The sequence below is a fragment of the Roseateles sp. P4_D2 genome, assembly GCF_056401875.1.
Map to the genome: position 1 here is coordinate 618337 of NZ_JBFUIM010000001.1, position 20395 is coordinate 638731.

At 67.0% G+C, this 20395-nt stretch carries 13 protein-coding genes; 9 read left to right on the forward strand and 4 right to left on the reverse strand.

From position 1 onward, the window contains the following. Window positions 1-447: 447 nt before the first annotated feature. From AC1DW0_RS02885 to AC1DW0_RS02895, 3 genes are all read left to right on the forward strand, one after another. Complete coding sequence (locus tag AC1DW0_RS02885; protein ID WP_457393404.1) at window positions 448-3711, forward strand: hypothetical protein; 3264 nt, start codon at window positions 448-450, stop codon at window positions 3709-3711. Between the two features lie 225 nt (window positions 3712-3936). Continuing rightward, the gene (locus AC1DW0_RS02890) at window positions 3937-4419 is read left to right on the forward strand and encodes a hypothetical protein (RefSeq protein ID WP_477944858.1); all 483 of its coding nucleotides are present in this window, start codon (window positions 3937-3939) and stop codon (window positions 4417-4419) included. A 133-nt stretch (window positions 4420-4552) separates the two neighbouring features. After that, entirely contained in the window at window positions 4553-4981 is a 429-nt protein-coding gene (locus AC1DW0_RS02895) for a hypothetical protein (protein WP_457393400.1), read from the forward strand. Between the two features lie 353 nt (window positions 4982-5334). Here AC1DW0_RS02895 and AC1DW0_RS02900 read toward each other — a convergent pair whose 3' ends face one another. From AC1DW0_RS02900 to AC1DW0_RS02915, 4 genes are all read right to left on the reverse strand, one after another. Further along, window positions 5335-7980, reverse strand: a complete 2646-nt coding sequence (locus AC1DW0_RS02900; RefSeq protein WP_477944860.1) for a TonB-dependent receptor — start codon at window positions 7978-7980, stop codon at window positions 5335-5337. 77 nt (window positions 7981-8057) lie between these two features. Further along, window positions 8058-9296 carry an MFS transporter gene (locus tag AC1DW0_RS02905; protein WP_477944862.1) on the reverse strand — a complete coding sequence of 413 codons (1239 nt, stop codon included), beginning with the start codon at window positions 9294-9296 and terminating at the stop codon, window positions 8058-8060. Between the two features lie 10 nt (window positions 9297-9306). Further along, window positions 9307-10248: a carbohydrate kinase family protein gene (locus AC1DW0_RS02910; RefSeq protein ID WP_477944864.1), complete on the reverse strand. Its 942-nt coding sequence runs from the start codon at window positions 10246-10248 to the stop codon at window positions 9307-9309. A gap of 64 nt (window positions 10249-10312) precedes the next feature. Further along, window positions 10313-11563 (reverse strand): ROK family transcriptional regulator, encoded by a 1251-nt coding sequence (locus AC1DW0_RS02915; RefSeq protein ID WP_477944866.1) that lies wholly within the window; start codon window positions 11561-11563, stop codon window positions 10313-10315. A 317-nt stretch (window positions 11564-11880) separates the two neighbouring features. Between AC1DW0_RS02915 and AC1DW0_RS02920 the strand changes: the two genes are divergently transcribed. The 6 genes from AC1DW0_RS02920 (at window position 11881) to AC1DW0_RS02945 (ending at window position 20374) form a co-directional block, all read left to right on the forward strand. Continuing rightward, a complete protein-coding gene (locus AC1DW0_RS02920) occupies window positions 11881-13002 on the forward strand; it encodes a hypothetical protein (RefSeq protein WP_477944868.1) in 1122 nt (373 codons plus the stop codon). Next, window positions 12999-14807 carry a glycoside hydrolase family 9 protein gene (locus AC1DW0_RS02925; protein WP_477944870.1) on the forward strand — a complete coding sequence of 603 codons (1809 nt, stop codon included), beginning with the start codon at window positions 12999-13001 and terminating at the stop codon, window positions 14805-14807. The genes AC1DW0_RS02920 and AC1DW0_RS02925 overlap by 4 nt, the downstream gene beginning before the upstream one ends. Window positions 14808-14864: 57 nt before the next feature. Next, complete coding sequence (sigJ, locus tag AC1DW0_RS02930; RefSeq protein WP_477944872.1) at window positions 14865-15815, forward strand: RNA polymerase sigma factor SigJ; 951 nt, start codon at window positions 14865-14867, stop codon at window positions 15813-15815. 48 nt (window positions 15816-15863) lie between these two features. Then, window positions 15864-16343 (forward strand): carboxymuconolactone decarboxylase family protein, encoded by a 480-nt coding sequence (locus AC1DW0_RS02935; protein ID WP_457354985.1) that lies wholly within the window; start codon window positions 15864-15866, stop codon window positions 16341-16343. Between the two features lie 138 nt (window positions 16344-16481). Next, complete coding sequence (locus AC1DW0_RS02940; protein WP_477944875.1) at window positions 16482-17555, forward strand: NAD(P)-dependent alcohol dehydrogenase; 1074 nt, start codon at window positions 16482-16484, stop codon at window positions 17553-17555. Between the two features lie 161 nt (window positions 17556-17716). Beyond that, window positions 17717-20374 (forward strand): bifunctional acetate--CoA ligase family protein/GNAT family N-acetyltransferase, encoded by a 2658-nt coding sequence (locus tag AC1DW0_RS02945; RefSeq protein WP_477944877.1) that lies wholly within the window; start codon window positions 17717-17719, stop codon window positions 20372-20374. Window positions 20375-20395: the final 21 nt, after the last annotated feature.

Here is a 20395-nt window from a genome sequence, read left to right on the forward strand (position 1 = left end):
CGGCCTTTGCATCGATTGCTGAAGCCTCCGATAGACAGCTTCTGGCTGATCTCGGTCGGTCGCGCTTCAAGGTCTGAGCGACCGCTCCCGCCATAACCGGCCGCTTCGCGATCCGAACCTGTCGCTCGAAAGTGCCCCGCCGCACCGTACCCGGTTCAGCGACCGCTTCTGCTCGGCGCGAGCGGCTCAAATCGACCCGTAGGCTGCGTGGCCGTTTCCGGTGTAAGCCGGACCGGGTAGATACCTTCAAAGGCCGCTTTTCGAGTCGGCACATTTCGGCGCACAGGCGCGCGCCTTTCGCACGCCTTGGCGGGATCACCGGGTCGCAACTCCCGTGAGTCAATGCGCTGGTGAATATCCACGGTTGCGAGCTTCCTGTTTCGTCCGGACGCTCCTACGGTGACGCCGTATCCTCCGGTCCCCTTATCGCCACACCCTCCCATCGTCATGAAGCTCCCCTGGACCGCACCCACCGCGAGGGACATCGTCGATGAGGTCAGCGCCCTCAGCCATGACCAGCGATTCCGCCGGATGATCGAGCTTGGACGGGAGTCGGCCCAGAATCGCCGGCTGGCGCAAGCGCTGCAGACCCTGGCGGGCTCGGAGGTGCACTACGAGCGGTTGCTGGCCGTGATGGCCGCGTCGGGGTCGCGGGATGTAGGCGTCATTGCCGGCTTCCTGGGTGATCCGTCTCAATCCCTCGCCCTGCGCGCCGCGCGACTCGCTGCGCGGACGGTTCCTGACGACGTGGTGCTCGAGCGGATGCCCGGTTTGGCGCCGCGCTGTCGCCAGACACTGGCCTGGCGGCTATGGAAGGCGGGCCGGGCGCACGTCAACGATGCGGTGCACTCCCGGCTGTCGCAGGCGGACTGTTTGCCTCTTCTGCCTTGGACCAGTGATGCCTTCATCGCTGCAAGGCTCGCCACTGACGAAATTGCTTCACTCGCACCCTCGCGATGGGCAACGCTGGCCCAGCGGCTGCCGGGGGACACCCGCGATGCGTTAGTTCGCGAACTTGAGGAAGCCGAGCCGGTCTCTTACGTCCTTCGCCTGAGGGTCGTGGCAGCCCTGCATGGCCTGCTACGCCAGGATCGCGACGCCGGGCTGACGCTGCTTGCGGCCGCGGCAGGCCGGATGCCGATCACGACGCTTCCATTGGGCCGCTACGCGGCGCACTTCCCTCAGGCTGTGGCCGGCATCCTGCTGAATCACGCAGGCACGGCGCGTGTCGGTTTGCCGGTCAATGTGCTGAAAAGGCTGGATCCCGAGACCCTATGTGCTCTGCACGCGGCGGATGCGCTGCCGAACCTGCAGGCCGTATTCCCTCGGCTGACGCCAGTGCTGCGCGCAGCGCTGTACGGCCTCGCAGGTGAAGGGTGGCGAGCGCCCAGCGGCGCGGTGCCCGTCTCGCTGGTACGCGCGTTATCGAAGGAGACGCGTCAGTCAGAAGCACGCCGTGCTTTCTCAGCGCGCCTCCTCGAAACAGAGCCGATGACGCGCGTGGCATTCCTCGGCTGTCTGCCGTTTGCTGAGGCTTCGCAACTGGCGCGGCCTTACCTGTCGCAGCCGGATGGCGAGCTGCGCGCGCAGGCTGTTGCTGCCGTGGTCCATTCCGCCCGCTATGAATCCGCGAGCTTGGACGCCGTGCTCGACTTCTGCATGGCACGTGACAACGAGCAGGATCCGGTGCGGCTCGCGATGTTCACGGCACTGGCGGCGCTGCCTGTCTCGCGCTGGGAGGCCAGGCATCTGCCCAGCTTCACAGCGCTGATCGATGCGGCGCTTCGCGCGCGTGACTGCTCGTCCATGACCATGTCGGCTGCGGTGCAGTGGCTGATGGGGGTCATCGTCATGCACTCCGATTTCGTCGCGACCACCTTGCCGCGTCTGGTCGAGCGACTGGGAGGCATCGGTCGGATCGGCGCGGCCCATTGGGAATCGCGCATGAGTGACCGGGAGATGCGGCGAGTTGCGCCGCCGCTGATGCCGATGCTGGAGACCTGGGTCCAGCGCAACCAGGGGACCGTCGCCGTTCGGCTGATCCTGGCATTCGGTTGCCGGGCGAGGGCGGTCGAATCCTTCACCGATCTCCTGTTCGCACTTTCCCGCGACGGCCGTGCCAATGACGCCCGATCAGGCCTCGAGGCATTGGCGCACATAGGGCCTCCGAAGCGGTTGGACGAATGGATCCCACCGTTGCTCGATCGAGAGCCTGGCTGGATCACCGTCAGCACCGTGGCTCAGCACCTGCACAGGAACCGGCAAGACCTGCTGACGCCGTTCTTGACCCCGCGCCAGTTCAGCGGCCGGTTCTCCTCCGGTCAGGCGGCCTTCCTGCCGGTCTTTGAGAGCGGCTTCGAGCGTTGGACCGCGGCTCAGCAACAGCGCTATGGCGACTCGCTGCTTGCGATTCTGAACAGCCCCAAACGGAACGCATGGGAACTGTATGGCGTTGTCCGGCGATACGCCGCAATGCCGTCGCTCGCCTTGGATCCGGTCATCCGGCTCGCGCGCTTGGATTCTCCGGATGCGGCGCTGCGCGACAAGGCGCTGGAAGCACTCGGGCGCGCGGACGGCGGCCGTGGAGTCCCCACCCTGATCTCCGCGCTCGATGATGCGCGCGCCCGCGTCGCGATCTACGCCTTGCGGCAATCGGTGGTCGCCATGCCGGCTGCGCAGGCACTCCGGCTGATCGGCCAGGTGCCACGGGACAAGGTCACCGTGGCCAAGGAAGTCGTGCGGCTCGTCGGCGACCTACGCAGCGACGCTGCGTACAACTTCCTGGAAGGCTTCGATGAGGACGCGTCTCTGCACCCGGACGTGCGCATCGCGCTGCTGCGCGCGTACTGGAACTTCCTCGACAAGCCGGAGACCTGGCTGCGCCTTCGCGCCGCCGCGCTCGACGGCTCTCCGGCGTTGGCACGTTCCACGATCCGTGTGCCCCAGGTCGGATTGACGCCCGAAGGCCAACGCGCGTGGGGGCAGCACATGGCCCTGTTGCTTCAACATGCCGACGCGCTCATTCGCAAGGAAACTCTCGAGCGCCTCGTTCAGATGCCACCAGCGAAAGGGGAGTCGTCCCTGCGAGACGCCCTCGTCGGGCAGCTCGACGACATCGACACCGCGCTGGTTCAACTGGCGGCGCAGGTTCTGCTCGCAACCTATGGCCGCACCGCTGGCCAAGCTTTGGCGGCCAACTTCGCTGCGGTGAAGCAGCCGAGTTCGCTCGCGGCCATCGTCTCTGCATACCGTCATCTCAGGCGCGAAGGCGCGGCGGAACTCACCACCTCTGCGACCCCGCTTGCGGATGCGCTGATCGATCGACGCTGGCACGTTGGTCAAGCCGTCCAGGTAGCGCTCACCGTCTTCGCACCCGACCAGGCCTTGGATCTGCTTCGTCGATTGCAGGCCAAGAGCTTGCTGCACCCGGGCGTCGTCGCAGACGCGGTTGCTTCGATGGCCCAGTGCGTGGCTGGCCGAAGCGAGCAGAGCCTTGTCACGCTGGAGGGGGCACTGGGCGGGGAGGCATCCGGAGCTCTTCGCCGCATTGGGTTGGCGCTGCTTTGCGAACTGGCAGCGAAAGGCGGCTGGAGGTCCGAAGCGCGTCGGCGGTTGGAGACGTATCGCGGAGATCCGGATCAATGGGTGTCCGATACGGCGGATCTCGTGCGTGTACCGAGCGAGGCGGCGAATGCGAACCAGACGGGATAGTGTTCTTCCTCGTCAAGCAGGCGACCCCGACCAAGCAATTACCACCACCGCTGCTGGACCTACGCCGATGCCTAGGATCGATACGACAAGCGGGCTAAAGAGCAGCCCAAAAGGCAATGCGCTCATGGATGTGTATGAGTCAATCTGACTGCGCCCGGCCAGGAGCTGCCTCTCACAAATGTCTGGTATCGAGCGATGCAGACACGTTCGATACAGTCAAGCGCAATGAAGAGTCCGAACCCGCGAGTGAAGATGCTACGTCAGCCTGATCGTGCCTACTACGTCGCCATATGGCGAAAGGCGCGTTCATACAAGGTCGACATGGCGCGCAAGCAGTGGTGCGACTATTCCCACCAGCATTTCGATTGGGACGGTCTCGGCAACAAGAGCTGGCTTGATCGGCGCCGGCATTTGGCGGTGCTCCTGCATGCATTTCGAAGAGCTCAAGTCGAGTTGACTAGCTTCGAAGACGCGTACCAAGTGTTCGCATCGGTCAAGCCTGCTGACTCCGCGAGCGACGCCGTTTACGTCCATACACCGAACCCGAACCAGACGCCTTACCCGATGACGCCACTCGGAGAAGAGGTGTTGAGCCTACCGCCCCTCCTGGCAAGCCGCATCGACTTGTCGCGCTATCGCGTTTTTCGATATGGATCAGGCAAGGATGCTTCCTTCACGATCCTTGCGGCACGCGTGGCGTTGCGATGACGATCGGCGCCGACCGGCCAGGGGCTGTCGCTGGCCATCGGCCGCACTCAGGTAGGCTTTTGACATTCGACCATTTGGTCGCAGTCGGGGGACAAACGACACGCCCTCGTGGGCCGCGGAGAGGATTCAACAGTTGAGGGTGCAAGCGCTTGCAGGCTTAGGTTCAATCTTGGCGGGTTCGGTCGGACTGATCTTTGTGATCGTGGCTCGGCATGGCGAGTCGTTCCGTGGCACTGCCAGCGCATGGCTCTTGAACACGGCTGACGAGCTCGGCTTCATTCGCCAGCCGTCAGAGGGCAGTATGGACGAGGCCAAGGCGCCAAGCCTGTTCTCGTTCACCGACGAAACCGCCTTGGACGCGATGCTGTGCTTTGGCGTTGTACTGGGAGTCACTGCCTTGTTGCTGGCCGTTTGCGCCTCCGCCCGACGAGAGGGCAGTCATCACTTTGGCGCCGGCCTTGTATGCGGGGGTCTTTGTCTCACGGTGGCGCACTTTTACGCGGGCATGGGCTCGCTACTGCTCGGAACAGCGCTTGTTCTTGCGACGAAGAAGACTGAGTAGCGCATTTCCCGAGCGTCAGCTCCGAGCACCCTATTCCGAGAGCATCGATGACTGCAACGGGTCGACAGCGCCATTCCAACGCTTCGAGCAGCAGACATTCCGGCGCGAGTTGACGGCGACAGCCGCGGGCGGCCAGGTTGGACGACCGTAGCGCCCTCGACACCGGTCGTTGAAGCCGTCAGCCGGCCAGGTGCGCCGGCGACTGCTTCCTGCCAGGCAGCGTGAACTCGGCGGCTGATCGCCGATGACGGCACCCGCTGCAAAACGGAATTTCCGCGCTCTCCGTTCGACAAATCGCCTAGCGCCGACAGCCACCTGAATGCCGAACCCGCGCCGGCAAGCATGAGTGACCCTCAGTAGTCGATCCCCACCCGAATGCCGTAGGTGCGCGGATCATTCCAGTAGGCGCGCACGAAGCCGCCGCCGTCCTGCACCGCGTTCTTCGTCATCTTGTTGGTCGCGTTCAGCACATAGAGCTCGGCGCGCCAGTATTTGGGCGCCTGCAGCTTGAGGCTGGCGTCGATCTTGGTGAAGGCCTTCTGGCCGTCGGAGATGTGCGGGTTGTCCAGGTTGAGCAGGGTGAAGTACATCTTGTCCTGCCACTTCAGGTTGACCCAGGGCGTCAGCTCCCAGCCCTCGCCGAACATGAAGCTCTGTGAGAAGTTGATGCCGAAGCTGTACTTGGGCGACAGGGGCAGGTGGTTGCCGGTGATGTCCAGGATCTGGCGGCCGGCGAACTCGCGGATGGGGCCGCTGTAGGGCTCGGGGCAGTGCGGTGCGCCCATCTCCTCGCGCACACCGCAGTTCCAGGTGTCGCTGTAGGACGGGTAGTCCTTCATCTTGCTGTTGATGTAGCTGAAGAAGGCTCCCAGGCGCGCGCCGGGCCAGGGCTTGTAGTCGACCTCCAGCTCGATGCCCGGGATGCTGACGACGCCGACGTTGACGGTCTGCCACTTGGTGACGATGTCGCAGGTCGGGTTGTCTTCGGGGCAGGGCTCGGTGCGCTTGATGCGCGAGGCGAAGTTGTCGCCCGTGACCTGCATGTCCTTGTAGCGGCTGAAGAAGAGGGTGGCCGACAGGCTCAGGCGCTTGTTCAGCAGCAGGCCCTTGTAGCCGATCTCGAAGTTGGTGACGGTTTCGGGCTTGTAGGGGAAGAAGGTGTATTGCGGGCCGGCGGGGCCGTCCACGCAGTCGTGGCCGCCGCAGCGGTCGTCCTTGTCGCCGAAGCCGCCGGCCTTGTAGCCGGTGGACAGCGACGTGTAGACCATGTCCAGCGGCGTCAGCTGCTTCTGCAGGCCCAGGCGGTAGGTGACCTTCTTCCAGCTCTGGGCGTTGTCGTTGCCGGCCGGTGGGCCCCATTCGGCATAGGCGGCGGTGCCGGCGAAGGGCCCCATCTGCTCGGTCAAATCGCGGCCGTTGTGGGCGCGAAAGCCCGGCTCGCCGGGCGTGCCGGGATGGAACAGGCCGTTGTAGTAGGCCGGCGTGGAGCCGTCCCAGCCGCCGAAGACCTGGCCGTTCTTGTCGGTCTTCTTGTCGACGCTGTAGCGGGCGCCGAGGGTGGCGGTCCAGGTCGGCGTGAACTTCCAGTCGGCCTGGGCGAACACGGCCTTGGCGTCGATCTGGCGGTCGGGCTGGTGATAGAACTGGCTGGTCGGGAAGCCGAAAGGCGCCGTCACCAGCTGCTCCTGCGCGTAGTCGATGGCGTTCTTCTCGTGCATCCAGAACAGGCCGGTGACGAGCTGCAGCGTGTCGGTGTGGTGCTTGAACTGCAGCTCGTGCACGCTGGACTTGTAGGTCGAGCCCAGCGTGAACGAGGTCATGTCGCTGACGGGCCAGGTGCCCCAGTCGCCATCGGGGCCAACGGGCAGGCTGGCTGTCACCTGGCTGGCGATGGGGTGGTAGCCGCCGTCGTCGTCGGCTTGCTGGGTGCGCTTCTGGTTGGCGAAGGCAAAGCCGTACTCGATGCTGCTCTGCGGGCTGAGGTTCCACACCAGGTTGGAGCGCAGCGTGCCGATGGACATGTCGGTCTTGCCGGGCACGTTGATCTTGACGTCCCATTTGCCGCCGGTACAGGCGAAGGCGGTGCCGGCCGCCATGTCGCAGTCCTTCATGGCGACGTCGCCGGCGCCGTTGTTCTGGAACTTCTCGTAGGCGAGCAGCCACTCGATGTTGTCGGTTAACTTGAGCCGACCGGCGATGCGCGCCGCCCATTCGTCGCGGTTGTAGTAGTACTTGTTTTTGGAGACCAGGGTGTTGCGGCGTTGGTCCACGTCAGGGATGCCATCGGCGACAAAGCCATGCGCCGGCAGATTGACGTCATAGAAGTCCTGCTGCTGGTTGATCCAGCCGTCGCGCGTGACCTTGCTGACCGTGGCACGCAGCGCGAACTTGTCGTTGACGGCGATGTTCTGGATCAGGTTGACCTGGCGCTTGCGGTAGTTGCCGAAGTCGGTCTCGAGATTGCCGTAGGTCGAGCCGAACTCGGGCTTGGCCGGGATGATGTTGACGCTGCCACCCGTGGAGTTGCGGCCGAACAGCGTGCCCTGTGGGCCGCGCAGCACTTCCACCTGCTCGAGGTCGAACATCAGGGCGAGTGCGCCTTGCGGCCGCGGCGAGTAGAGGCCGCCTACGTGCAGGCCCACCGCGGGGTCGCCGATCTCGGTGAAGTTGGTCGAGCCGACGCCGCGGATGTTGATCTGGATGCCGGAATCGGCGCCCGAGGAGATCTGCAGATTGGGCACGGTGCCGGACAGTCCGCGCACGTCGTGGATGCCTTCGCGGCTCAGCGCCTCCTGGGTGATGGCGGTGACGGCGACCGGCGTCTTCAGCAGGTTGGAGTTGACGCGCGTCGCGCTGACGGTGACGGTGGGCAGCTCATTCCTGGCGTTGTCCTTGTCCGTCGTGGCGGTCGTCGTCTCTTGGGCAAAGGCCGCGCCGGCCAGCAGGCTCACGGCGGCTGCGGTGACGGTCTTGGCGTATCCAGCTCGGTTCGTTCTCATCGCTCTCGGCTCCTTGTGTCTGTGTATGGGCGGCCGCCGTCCTGGCCCGAAAGCCACGGCGTGTTTGAGTCGGGAAGTCAGGCCCCGGGTCTGGGCTTGGGTTTGGTGCCGGACAACAACTGCGCCAACGAGACGGTCTCGTTGCGCACGAGTGGCCTCGCCCAGGCGCTGACGCTCAGGATGTAGGCCAGGGTCAGGAAGACGGTGGTCATGGCGGCGCGCAGGCCGATGGCGTCGCCGAGCACGCCCACCAGCAGCGGCACGACGGCGCCGCCGAGGATGCCGGTGCACAGCACGCCCGAGAAGGCGCCGTGGTGGCGGGGCACGGAGTTCAGGCCCAGCGAGAAGACGATGGAGAACATCACCGACAGGCAGAAGCCCGAGGCCGGGAAGGCCCACAGCGACGCGGCCGCGGGGCCGAACAGCGCGATGCCGACGCAGACCATGGCCAGCACGGTGAAGCCGGCCAGCACGACGCGCGAGTCCAGCAGCTTCAGCAGTACCAGGCCGAGCAGGCAGCCGACGGACATCAGGCCCCAGAAGCGCGCGACGGCATCGGCGCCCTCAGCCGTGGCCGAGAAGCCGTGATAGGTCGAAAGGAACTGCGACATCCAGTTGGCCAGCACCTGCTCGGTGCCGACATAGGCCAGGATGCCAAGGAAGAACAGGCGCACATCACGCCGCGCCAGCAGCTCCTTGTAGGCCGCCCAGCCGCCGGCGCGCTCGTCGTCCTTCAACTCGACCCGGGGCAGGGGCAGGGTCTGGTTGGCGAGGATGAGGGCGACGAAGCCGGCCGTGAAGATCCAGTAGAAGGCGACCCACACCAGCGGGCTGCCGGCCGCGCCGGGCCTCTCCATCAGCAGCTGGAAGGCCCAGGGGCTGAGGAAGGACGCCAGGCCGAAGACGAGCTGTCCCATCACCGAGAAGAAGGCGAAATGGGCCTCGCCGCCTGCCGTGCGCAGCAACGGGTTGATGACGACCTGCAACAGGGCCATGCCCAGGCCGATGACGAAGAGGCCGGCGATGGCCGTGCCGTAGCTGGGCCACATCGCGATGGCCAGCGACCCGGCGAGGTTGAGCAGGAAGGCGATCAGGATGGTGAAGCGCGGTCCGCGCGCCTCGACCAGCATGCCGCCGGGCACCGAGACCAGGCCGTAGGCGAGGAAGAAGGAGAAGGGCAGGAAACCCGCGAGCGCCAGGCTCAGCTTGAAGTCCTGGATGATGATCGGCATCAGTGGGCCGATCAGGTTGGTGACGAAGGAGATCACGAACCAGATCAGCAGGATGTAGCCGACGATCAGCGCGCGGTGCTTCATGGCTTGGTGCTCAGACGGCCACGCAGTCAGCGAATTCGCCGGCGCGGATGGTCTTGCGCGGGAAGCGGGACAGGATGGCCCGCGCCGTGCGGCAACCTGCGGCCAGGCTCTCAGCAAGATCACTGCCGCGCAGACGGGCGGCCAAGTAGCCAGCGTTGAAGGCGTCGCCCGCGCCGATGGTGTCGAAGATGTCGGCCGGCTCGGTGTCGTGGGCGACACGACGTCCAGCCTCGATGCCCAGCGCGCCGCGAGCGCCGACCTTGACGACGAGGCTGGCCCCTGGCTTCAGCGCCTTGGCGATCAACGTCAGCGCATCGTCCAGATCCTTGGTGCCGGCGATGCTGCGCGCCTCGAGCTCGTTGATGAGCAGGTGGTCGCAGTGCAGCAGCCAGCCCAGCACCTCGTCGCGGTCCCAGCCCTCGGGCGGCCAGCCGGTGTCCAGGGCGATGCGATAGCCGCGCGAGGCCGCCTCGGCCAGCAGGTCGGCGTAGCGGATGCGCAGGTGGGGCAGCAGGAAGGGCGCCGTGAAGAGGGCGATGGAAGGCACCGGCGTGGCGTGCAGGTGCTTGAGCACATGCTGCACCGACAGCTGCTGCAGATGGCCGTGGGTGGTGAAGAAGTTGCGCTCGCCGCAGCTGTGCATCAGGCCGACCGAGATGGTGGTCTCGCGGTCGCAGACTTCCAGGTGGGTGCGGATGCCGCTGAACTGCTCGGCCAGCCAGTGGCCGAAATGGTCGTTGCCGACGGCCGAGATGAGGTGGGTGGCCTGGCCGATGTGGCGGGCGGCCAGCGCCGCGTTGGCGCCCGAGCCGCCGGCACGCAGCTCGCTGCGCGGCATCAGCAGTTCGGTGCCGATGCTGGGCCAGCCTTCCAGCGAGCCGAGAACCAGGTCGACGCCGACGTCGCCGACGACGCTGAGCTGAGGGGTGAAAAGGGCGCGATCCGTGTCCATGGGCGCCGACTATAGGAGCCCGCCGGAAGTCGTGTCAATAATTAAATCCAATGGATTGAAATATTTATCCGATTCGCTTGGTGACGGGGCGATGGCCCAGCAATTCGCCCACGTCGAGGTCGCTGCGGCGGTCCTGCTGCAGCACTTCCAGGCGCGGCGACAGCATCTCGTAGATGGGCAGCACGGCGGCGCCGAGGATGGAGGAGTCGTCCTGGCGGTCGGACAGCACGATGCGGGTCTCGGGCGCCGCCATGCCGCCACGCACCGAGCGGTGCCAGGGCAGGGCCAGCGCCACGAGATGCTCCACCAGCACCTTGGGCGCGGAGCCGCCGATGACGATGGAGCGCGGGTCCAGCATGTTCTCGATCATGCAGACGGCGTCGCGCAGGCGGTCGGCGGCCTGGCGGCACCAGCGGTGCAGGGCCTCGTCGGCGGGCTGCTGCAGGCGTGCGCTGAGGTCCAGGGTCCAGACATCGTGATCGCTCACGCCCAGGGCTTCGGCCAGGGAGTGCATGGAGACGTAGCGCTCCAGGCAGCCGCGGTTGCCGCAATAGCAGGGCGTGCCGCCGGGCACGATGGGCACATGGCCGATCTCGGTGGCATTGCCGTCGGCGCCGGGGTAGGCCGAGCGGCCGATGACCAGGGCCCCACCCAGGCCCAGGCCCAGGTGCAGGTAGAAGAAGTCGTCCAGGTGCCTGGCGACGCCGAACAGCGTCTCGCCCAGGGCGCCGGCAACGCTGTCGACGCGGTAGAAAAGAGGCAGGCCGGTGGTCTCGCGCAGTTCGTCCAGCACGGACAGGTCGTTCCAGCCTTCCAGCGCCGTCGGGCCGACGAAGCTGATGTCGGTATGGCCGAGCGGGCCGGGCAGGGCGACGCCGATGCCCCAGAGGCGTTCGGTCGATTCGCGGCGCAGGCGCGCCACGAGCTGCAGCATGGAGGCCAGCATCTGCTGGCGGTCGCTGGTGTCCAGCTCGACCTCGCAGCGGCTGCGGATCTCGCCGACGAGGTTGACGAGGGCGGCCGAGGCCCGGCCCGGCTCCAGGCTGATGCCGATGGCGTTGCCGGCCTGGGGATTCAGCTCGAAGGCGATGGGCGGCTGGCCGCGCGATTTGTCGACCTTCTGGCGCCGCGACACGATGAGGCCGATGGCCTCCAGGTCGTTGGTGATGTTGGCCACCGTCTGCGGGCTCAGGGACACCATGTCGGCGATGTCCTTGCGCGAGGCGGCGCCTTGCTGGCGGATGAAGTCCAGCACCACGCGGCGGTTGAAGGGGGCGCTGGACTGTTGGGTGGCTCCTCGGCCGGTAGTTCTCATGCGTGCTGACGGCGCTTTCTTGGTGCCCATGATAGGTGGGGCCTGTGCCCGGGCCGCGATTCTGTCCGAGGCGGTGGTTCCGGCGTCGATCACGTTTGAAATAAATTTATACAACCATTGGATTTAAATATTGACGATGCCGGCTTGGCGGCCCTACATTCGCCGCCCATGAGACGTGAAGTCCCGTTGGAGGGACGAGGTCTGGCCCGGCGCACCCAGCAGTGAAGTTGCGCTCCTCGCCGGCAGTGCTTGCGCTGCTCGTGGGCATCCACAACCCCGTGGCTCTTCCATCGCCACAAGACTTCGTTGAGGCAAACATGCAATCACTCCGGATCGGCTCGTGTGCGGCCCTCGCCCTGTTGAGCCTGTCTTCGCTGGCAATTGGGGCTGGCAATGCGGCCGGCAGCAATGCCGCCAAGAGCACGGCCTTTGTGCAGGACGGCTGGCTGTACACCCAGACTGAGACCGCCAGCGGCCAGGCCCTGGTGACGGCCGTCCAGCCGGCGGCGGCCAGCGGCGTCATCCCCGTGGGCGACGCCAAGGTCTACGGCAACGTCTTCGACAAGAACCGCAAGCTGACCGTCGCCCAATGGCAGGCCGTGCTCAGCATGGACGCCTACCCTGAGAACGGCACCACCAACTACCAGGACGTCGGCCCCTGGCGCTATTGCGAGGTGGACTACGAGGCCAGCCAAGGCATTTCCGACTACCGCGGTGACACCTTCGGCCCGGTCGGTGTGACGACGGTGGGCGATTTCCCCGACTACTTCAAGAACGCCTTCGCGCCCTATGTGCTGGGCAAGACCGGCGCGACCAACACCGACATGAAGAACTGGGGCGTGCAGGTCACCGGCGTGTCGGCCGCCAACTTCAAGGCGGATGATTCGCGGCTCGACCCCTATCCCAACCTCAGCCGCTCCAACTCCACCAAGCGCGCGGCCCTGACCAAGATCTGCAAGGCCCTGCAGTCGGCCTTCGACAACCAGCAGGACAAGTATGTGATGAGCCATTACGCGCACATCAACAACGACAAGCTGCTGCCGGTCCTGAGCGCCTTGAAGGGCATCGGCTTCACGGCCTTCGACAAACACAACCTCGTCGGCATGGCCTTCCAGGTGCAGGTCAACACCGGCTCGATTGGCAGCGTCTCGGCCTTCACCTCGGTCAAGAACGCTGGCAATTGCGGCAGCCTGAGCGCCGAAACCTGCTTCGCCACCTACCTGACCGACCAGTACATCCGCTGGCTCAAGTCCGGGAGCCTCGGCGACGATGCGGGCAATTGCTGGCGGGCCAGCATGGCCCTGGACATCTACAAGAAGAACCCGGCCATGAACAGCGTCAGCACGGTCAACTCGGTCATCAACAGCAGCTACCCCGACAACAGCGGCAAATGCCCGACCTCGGGCATCAAGTGGTCCAAGAACATGGCATGGGAATGAAGCGAATCCTGATTGCAGCGGCCCTGGCGACCGCCTTGCCGCTGGCCGTGGCCGCCGAGGCGGCTGCGCCGGTGACGACGGTGTCGGTCAAGTTGCCGACCGATCCGCTGCTGGTGCAGATCAACCAGGTGGCGCTGGAACGCGTCGGCCCCAAAAGGGCTGTCGTCGAGTCCACGGGCCTGGCCCAGGCCGGGCGCTACCGCGTGCTGGCCGGTGGCAAGGTCGTTGCCCAGGGGGAGTTGAAAGCCTTGCCCGAGTTCTCGGCATGGGGCGCGGGCAAGCGCTATTTCGAGGTCGACTTCTCGGCCATCGAGAAGGCGGGCGTCTATCGCGTCGAGGCCACGCTGGACAACAAGCGCGCGCTGTCGGCGCCGGTCCCTGTGCGGGACCGGGCCCTGTTCACGACGATTGCCGACAAGACGCTGGACTACTTCCACCGCAGCCGCCATACCGGCAAGGGGGACAGCCACATCCGCATTTTCGAGACCGACCGTTTCGTCGACGTGCATGGCGGCTGGAAGGATGCCGGCGGCGACACCGGCAAGTACTTGTCCCACCTGGGCTATGCCAACTTCTTCAATCCGCAGCAGACGTCGATGGCGGCCTGGGTGCTGGCCTATACATCGCACGGCTCGGCCGACCTCTACCGCCGCGCCGGGCTGTTGAAGCGGGCCGAGAACGAGGCCTTCTGGGGCGCCGACTATCTGCACCGCATCCTCGACACCGAGGGTTATTTCTACACGACGGTGTTCGACAAATGGGGCGACGAGAAGGCCGAGCGCATGGTGGTCGGCTACGAGGGTGAGGACGGCAAATACACCCGGCTCTATCGCTCGGCCTACCGCGCGGGCGGCGGCATGGCCATCGCCGCGCTGGCGCGGGCCTCACTGCTGGCGAAGCAGTCCGGCCGGCAGGGCGAGTTCAGCGGCGCGACTTACCTCACCGATGCGGTCAAGGCCTTCGATCATCTGCAGCAGTTCAATGCGCAGTACACCGCCAATGGCGTCGAGAACATCATCGACGACTACACGGCGCTGATGGCCGCCGTCGAGCTCTTCCACGCGACGCACGAGCCGCGCTTCCTGGATGCGGCCCGGCTGCGCGCCGAGAGCTTGATGGGCCGCCAGACCGCCGCCGGTGGCTTCATCAGCGATGGTGGTTCGCGACCTTACTACCACGCGGTCGAAGCGGGTTTGCCCGCGCTGAGCCTCACCCACTATCTGGCCATCGAGACCCAGGAGGCGCGTCGTGGCCGCGCGGCCTCGGCCATCGCGGCGGCTCTGAAGCATGAGATCGCCATCACCCAGCGCGTCGCCAATCCCTATGGCTATGCCCGGCAAACCTTCCAGCTCGCCGGCAAGGACGGCAAGTCCGAAGGCGAAGTCATGGAGGGCTTCTTCATCCCCCACAAGAACGAGACCGGTTACTGGTGGCAGGGCGAAAGTGCCCGCCTGGCCTCGCTGACCACGGCGATGGCCGCCGGTCGCCGTGCCCTCGGCGCGGCCATGCCGGAAGGCTGGGCGGGCTATGCGCAAAGCCAGCTCGACTGGACGCTGGGCCGCAACCCCTATGGCATCTCCATGCTCTACGGCTTTGGCAAGCGCAACCCGCCGGCCGTGCCGTCGAGCGCGGGCGACATGTTTGCCGGCGGCATCTCCAACGGCATTACCGGCGCGGTGGGCAGCGATACCGGTGAAGGCATCGCCTTCGGCCCGGGGCCTGACGGTGAGCAATGGCGCTGGGTGGAGCAGTGGATTCCGCATTCGACCTGGATGCTGCTGGCGGCGGTGGAATCAGCGCGCTGATGTCACAAACGTGGGATCCGTTTCGTCAGGGGGGAGTTGAAGCACGAAACTCTCGCCATGACCGACGACCTCTCGCCCACCGCCCGCGCCCTGCGCTTTGACCGTGACCATGCGCGCCGCCTGCGCGCGCTGGCCTACCGCATGCTCGGCTCGCGCGCCGAGGCCGAGGACATCGTGCAGGAGGCCTGGCTGCGCTGGGCCGAGGTGGATGTCGCCACCGTCCAGCACGAGGGCGCCTTCCTGTCGCGCCTGGTGACCAATCTCTGCCTGGACAAGCTGCGCTCCGCCGCCGTGCAGCGCGAGCAATACGTGGGCGTCTGGCTGCCCGAGCCCATGCTGGAGGACGAAGCCTTGTTCGGCTGGGCCCCCGGCCCCGAGAAGCAGGCCGAGTTCGCCCAGGACGTGTCCATCGCCTTCATGCTGGCCCTGGAGCGCCTGTCGCCGCTGGAGCGCGCCGCCTTTTTGCTGCACGACGTGTTCGACCTCGACTACGACGAGATCGGCCGTCACCTGGACCGCGGCGAGGCCGCCTGCCGCCAGCTCATCAGCCGGGCGCGCAAGAACATCAAGGCCGACTATGCGCGCCGCGAGGTGGCCAAGGAGGAGGCCGATCGGCTCGTCAACGCCTTCATGGATGCCGTGCGCAGCCAGGACGTCTCGGCCCTGGCGCAGTTGCTCAGCGAGGACGCCGTGCTGATGGCCGACGGCGGCGGCAAGGTCAGCGCGGTGCCCAAGCCCCTGCATGGCGGTGCGCAGATCGCGCGCACCTTCATCGGCTTCGCGCAACTGCCCACCAGCCGGTCCTGGCGCCTGTTGCCGGCGGTCGTCAACGGCCTGCCGGGCCTGCTCATCCTCGACGACAGCAACGGCGGTCGACTCGTGCAGACCATTGCGCTGGCACCGTCGGCTGAGTCGGGCCAGGTGGGTGCCGTCTATATCCAGCGCAACCCCGACAAGCTCAGCGGGATCCGGATGCGTGTCACAAACGCCGCGGCTGATCCGTCTTGAGTGTGAGGCCGGCGATTTTGTCGGCCCACAACACCCAAGGACATCGCCATGAGCACGCACCAAGCCCGCCTCGACTATTTCCGCCAGTCCGCCGACCTGTCCAAGAAGTACCTGGACTTCAGCATGGCCTTCCGCATGGACAAGACCCTGGCCGTGCTGATCGACATCCGTGCCTCCCAGCTCAACGGCTGCGCCTTCTGCCTGGACATGCACGTCAAGCAGGCCAAGATGCACGGCGAGCGCGAGCTGCGCCTGCACCACGTCGCCATCTGGCGCGAGTCGACGCTGTTCACGCCCAAGGAGCGCGCCGCCCTGGCCTGGACCGAGCTGCTGACCCGCATCCCGCCTGAAGGCATTTCCGACGCCGCCTATGCCGAGGTCAGCGAGCATTTCTCCCCGGAAGAGCTGTCCGAGCTGACCTGGCGCGTTGCCGCCATCAATGGCTGGAACCGCATGAATGTGGCGGTGCGCAATGTGCCGGGCTCGGCGGACAAGATGTTCGGCCTGGACAAGGCGGGCCTGAACTGATCTGGCGCAAAGCGGCCGCCGGCCTCGCGTCCTACCCTGCAACGGCGCTCCCACCCTGCACCTGGGCAAGGCCTCGGAGTAGGGTGGCCTGACGTCATGGAACCTTCCAGGCGCGTAGCGCCTTTTGGAGGATTTCCCATGGTCATGATGAAAGCCGCTGTCTTCGTCGAGCCCGGGCGCATCGTGCTGGAGGACAAGCCCATGCCCGATGTCGGCCCGCAGGACGCGCTGATCCGCGTCACCACGACGACCATCTGCGGCACCGACATCCACATCCTCAAGGGCGAGTACCCGGTCGAACGCGGCCTGACCATCGGCCACGAGCCCGTGGGCGTCATCGAGAAGCTCGGCTCGGGTGTGCGCGGCTACCGCGAGGGACAGCGCGTCATCGCCGGCGCCATCACGCCCAGCGGCTGGAGCACCGCCTGCCTGTGCGGCTGCGGCTCGCAGGACGGCGCCGGCACGGCGCATGGCTGGAAGGCGATGGGCGGCTGGAAATTCGGCAACACCATCGACGGCTGCCAGGCCGAGTACGTGCTGGTGCCCGACGCCATGGCCAACCTGGCGCCGGTGCCCGACTCGCTGACCGACGAGCAGGTGCTGATGTGCCCCGACATCATGTCGACCGGCTTCAGTGGCGCCGAGAGCGCCGGCGTGCGCATCGGCGACACCGTCGCCGTGTTTGCGCAGGGTCCCATCGGCCTGTGCGCCACCGCCGGCGCCAAGCTCAGCGGTGCGTCCATGGTCATCGGCGTCGACCGCCTGGCCAACCGCCTGGCCATCGCCACGCAGATGGGCGCCGACCATGTCATCGACGCCAGCAAGGTCGACCCCGTGGAAGAAATCATGCGCCTGACCGACGGCCGCGGCGTGGACGTCGCCATCGAGGCCCTGGGCACGCAGCAGACCTTCGAGGCCTGCCTGCGCGTGCTGCGGCCGGGTGGCACGCTGTCGAGCCTGGGTGTCTATTCCACCGACCTGACCATCCCGCTCGGGGCCTTTGCCGCGGGCCTGGGCGACCACAGAATAGTCACCACCCTCTGCCCCGGCGGCAAGGAGCGCATGCGCCGCTTGATGGCCGTGATCGCCGCGCGGCGCGTCAACCTGGAGGCGATGGTGACCCACCGCTTCAAGCTCGACGACATCGAGGCGGCCTATGAGCTGTTCGGCCACCAGCGCGACGGTGTGCTCAAGGTGGCGATCACGCCCTGAAAGAGGGTGCGAGCAAATCCTGCATGCCCGCTCATCCCGCCCAAACACACCCACTCGGCGTTGCAAATGCTCGCCGTAGCCCCACTACGGCTCCGCTTTGCGCCTTGATTGGGCGCGTTTGAACGGGCCGCTCGAGCACGCCGAATTCACTCACACCCTCTATGAGCATCCGCCACCTCGACCAGCTTCTGTCACCACGCTCGGTCGTGGTGGTCGGCGCCTCCAACCGCCCCGGCAGCGTCGGGGCGACCGTCTGGCGCAACCTGCGCGCCGGCACGTTCGCGGGCGCCGTCTTCGGCGTCAACCCGAAGCACGCCGAGCTGGATGGTGTGGCGCTTGCCAGCCGCGTCGGCGACCTCACCGAGGCGCCCGACCTGGCCGTGCTGTGCACGCCGCCCGACACGGTGCCCGGCCTCATTGCCGAGCTGGGCCAGCTGGGCACGCGCGCCGCCATCGTCATGACCGCCGGCCTGAACGCTGTTCAGAAGCAGGCCGCGCTGGACGCCGCCCGGCCGCATCTGCTGCGCCTGCTGGGCCCCAACTGCCTGGGCCTGCTGTCGCCGCGCATCGGCCTGAACGCCAGCTTCGCCCATGTCGACGCCTTGCCCGGCGACATCGCCTTCGTGTCGCAGTCGGGCGCGCTGGTGACGGCGGTGCTCGACTGGGCGCGGTCGCGGCGCATCGGCTTCTCGCACATGGTGTCGCTGGGCGAGCGGGCCGACGTGGACTTCGGCGACCTGCTGGACCACTTCGCCAGCGACCCGCACACGCGGGCCATCCTGCTCTACATCGAGTCCATCGAGTCGCCGCGCAAGTTCATGTCGGCGGCCCGTGCGGCGGCGCGCAACAAGCCGGTCATCGTGGTGAAGGCCGGCCGCGCGGGCGAGGGCCTGCAGGCCGCCGCGTCGCACACGGGTGCGCTGGCGGGGTCGGACGTGGTCATCGATGCCGCCATCCGCCGCGCCGGCATGCTGCGCGTGGATACGCTGCAAGACCTGTTCATGGCGGCCGAAACGCTGGCGCATTTCCGCGGCAGCCCACAGCGCGGCCTGACGCTGATGACCAACGGCGGCGGCGCCGGTGTCATGGCGGCCGACGCCGCCGCGCTGGCCGGCGTCGAGCTGCCGCCCTTGAGCGAGGCGCTGCGCGGCAAACTCGGCGCCGTGCTGCCGCCCACCTGGTCGCACGGCAACCCCGTCGACATGATTGGCGACGCGCCGGTCGAGCGCTACACCGCCACGCTGCGCGCGCTGCTCGACGACCCCGACACCGGCACGGTGCTCTTCATGCACGCACCGACGGCCATCGTGCGCAGCGAGGACATCGCCCTTGCCTGCGCACCACTGGCCCGCGAGGCCGCCGGTCGCCTGATGAGCTGCTGGCTGGGCGACGCCGGCGTGGCCGAGGCGCGGCGCACCTTTGAAGGCGCGGGCGTGGCCGGCTACGACACGCCCGAGGAAGCCGTGCGCGCCTTCGCCATGCTGGCCCGCTACGCCAGCAACCAGGCGCTGCTCACCGAGGCGCCCACCGCCAGCGAGGCCGGGCCGGCGGACCGCGCGGCGGCGCGCGCCGTCGTCGAGGCGGCGCTTGCCGATGGCCGCGAGATGCTCGACGAGCTGGAGGCCAAGGCCGTGCTGCAGGCCTATGGCATCCCGGTCGTGCCGACGGTCGCGGTGGGTCCCACCGCTGACGAAGCGGTGACAGCCGCAGTCGCCATCGGCTACCCGGTCGCGCTGAAGATCCTGTCGCCCGACATCAGCCACAAGTCGGACGTGGGCGGCGTGGTGCTGGGCCTGAGCGACGACGCGGCCTTGCGGCTGGCCGCCCGGCAGATGCTGGCGCGGGTGCGCTCGATCAAGCCGCTAGCACGCATTGCCGGCTTCACGGTGCAGGCCATGGTGAGCCGGCCGCATGCGCAGGAGCTGATCGTCGGCGCCAGCGTGGACCCGGTGTTCGGCCCGGTCATCCTGTTCGGCCAGGGCGGCACGGCGGTGGAGGTGATGGCCGACCGCGCCATCGGCCTGCCGCCGCTGAACCGCGTGCTGGCCCGCGAGCTGGTGGCCGGCACACGCGTGGCCAAGCTGCTTGCCGGCTACCGCGACCATGCACCCGCGCGCATGGACGCCATCTGCGACGTGCTGGTGACCGTCTCGCAAATGCTGGCCGACCTGCCCGAGCTGGCCGAGCTGGACATCAACCCGCTGCTGGCCGACAGCAACGGCGTCATCGCACTGGACGCGCGCCTGCGCGTCACCCCGGCAGCCAGCGCCGGCACCTCGCGCTTTGCCATTCAACCGTACCCGGCCGAACTCGCCGAGACCTGGGCTTGGCAGGGCCGCCAGCTGCTGGTGCGGCCCATTCGCCCCGAGGACGAGGCCCGGCACCTCGCCTTCGCCGGGCAGCTCGCACCCGAGGACATCCGCCTGCGCTTCTTCAGCATGCGGCGCGAACTGCCGCGCAGCGAGCTGGCCCGCCTGGTGCAGATCGATTACGACCGCGAGATGGCTTTCGTCGTGATTGAGGCGCAGGCCGACGGCACGCAGTGCACGCTGGGCGTCGTGCGCGCCGTGGCCGATCCCGACAACGTCGAGGCCGAGTTCGCCATCATCCTGGCCACCGAGCTGCAAGGGGAGGGCCTGGGGCAACGGCTGCTGGACAAGATGGTGGGCTACCTGCAAGGCCACGGCACGCAGCGCCTGGTGGCGCTGGTGCTGCGCGAGAACGTAGGCATGCGCGAGCTGGCGACGCAGGGCGGGTTCAGGCTCGACAAGGCCGGGTCTGACCATGAAACCATGCGTTATGTGCTGGACCTGATTTGAAACGTTGAACAGTCTTTCGGC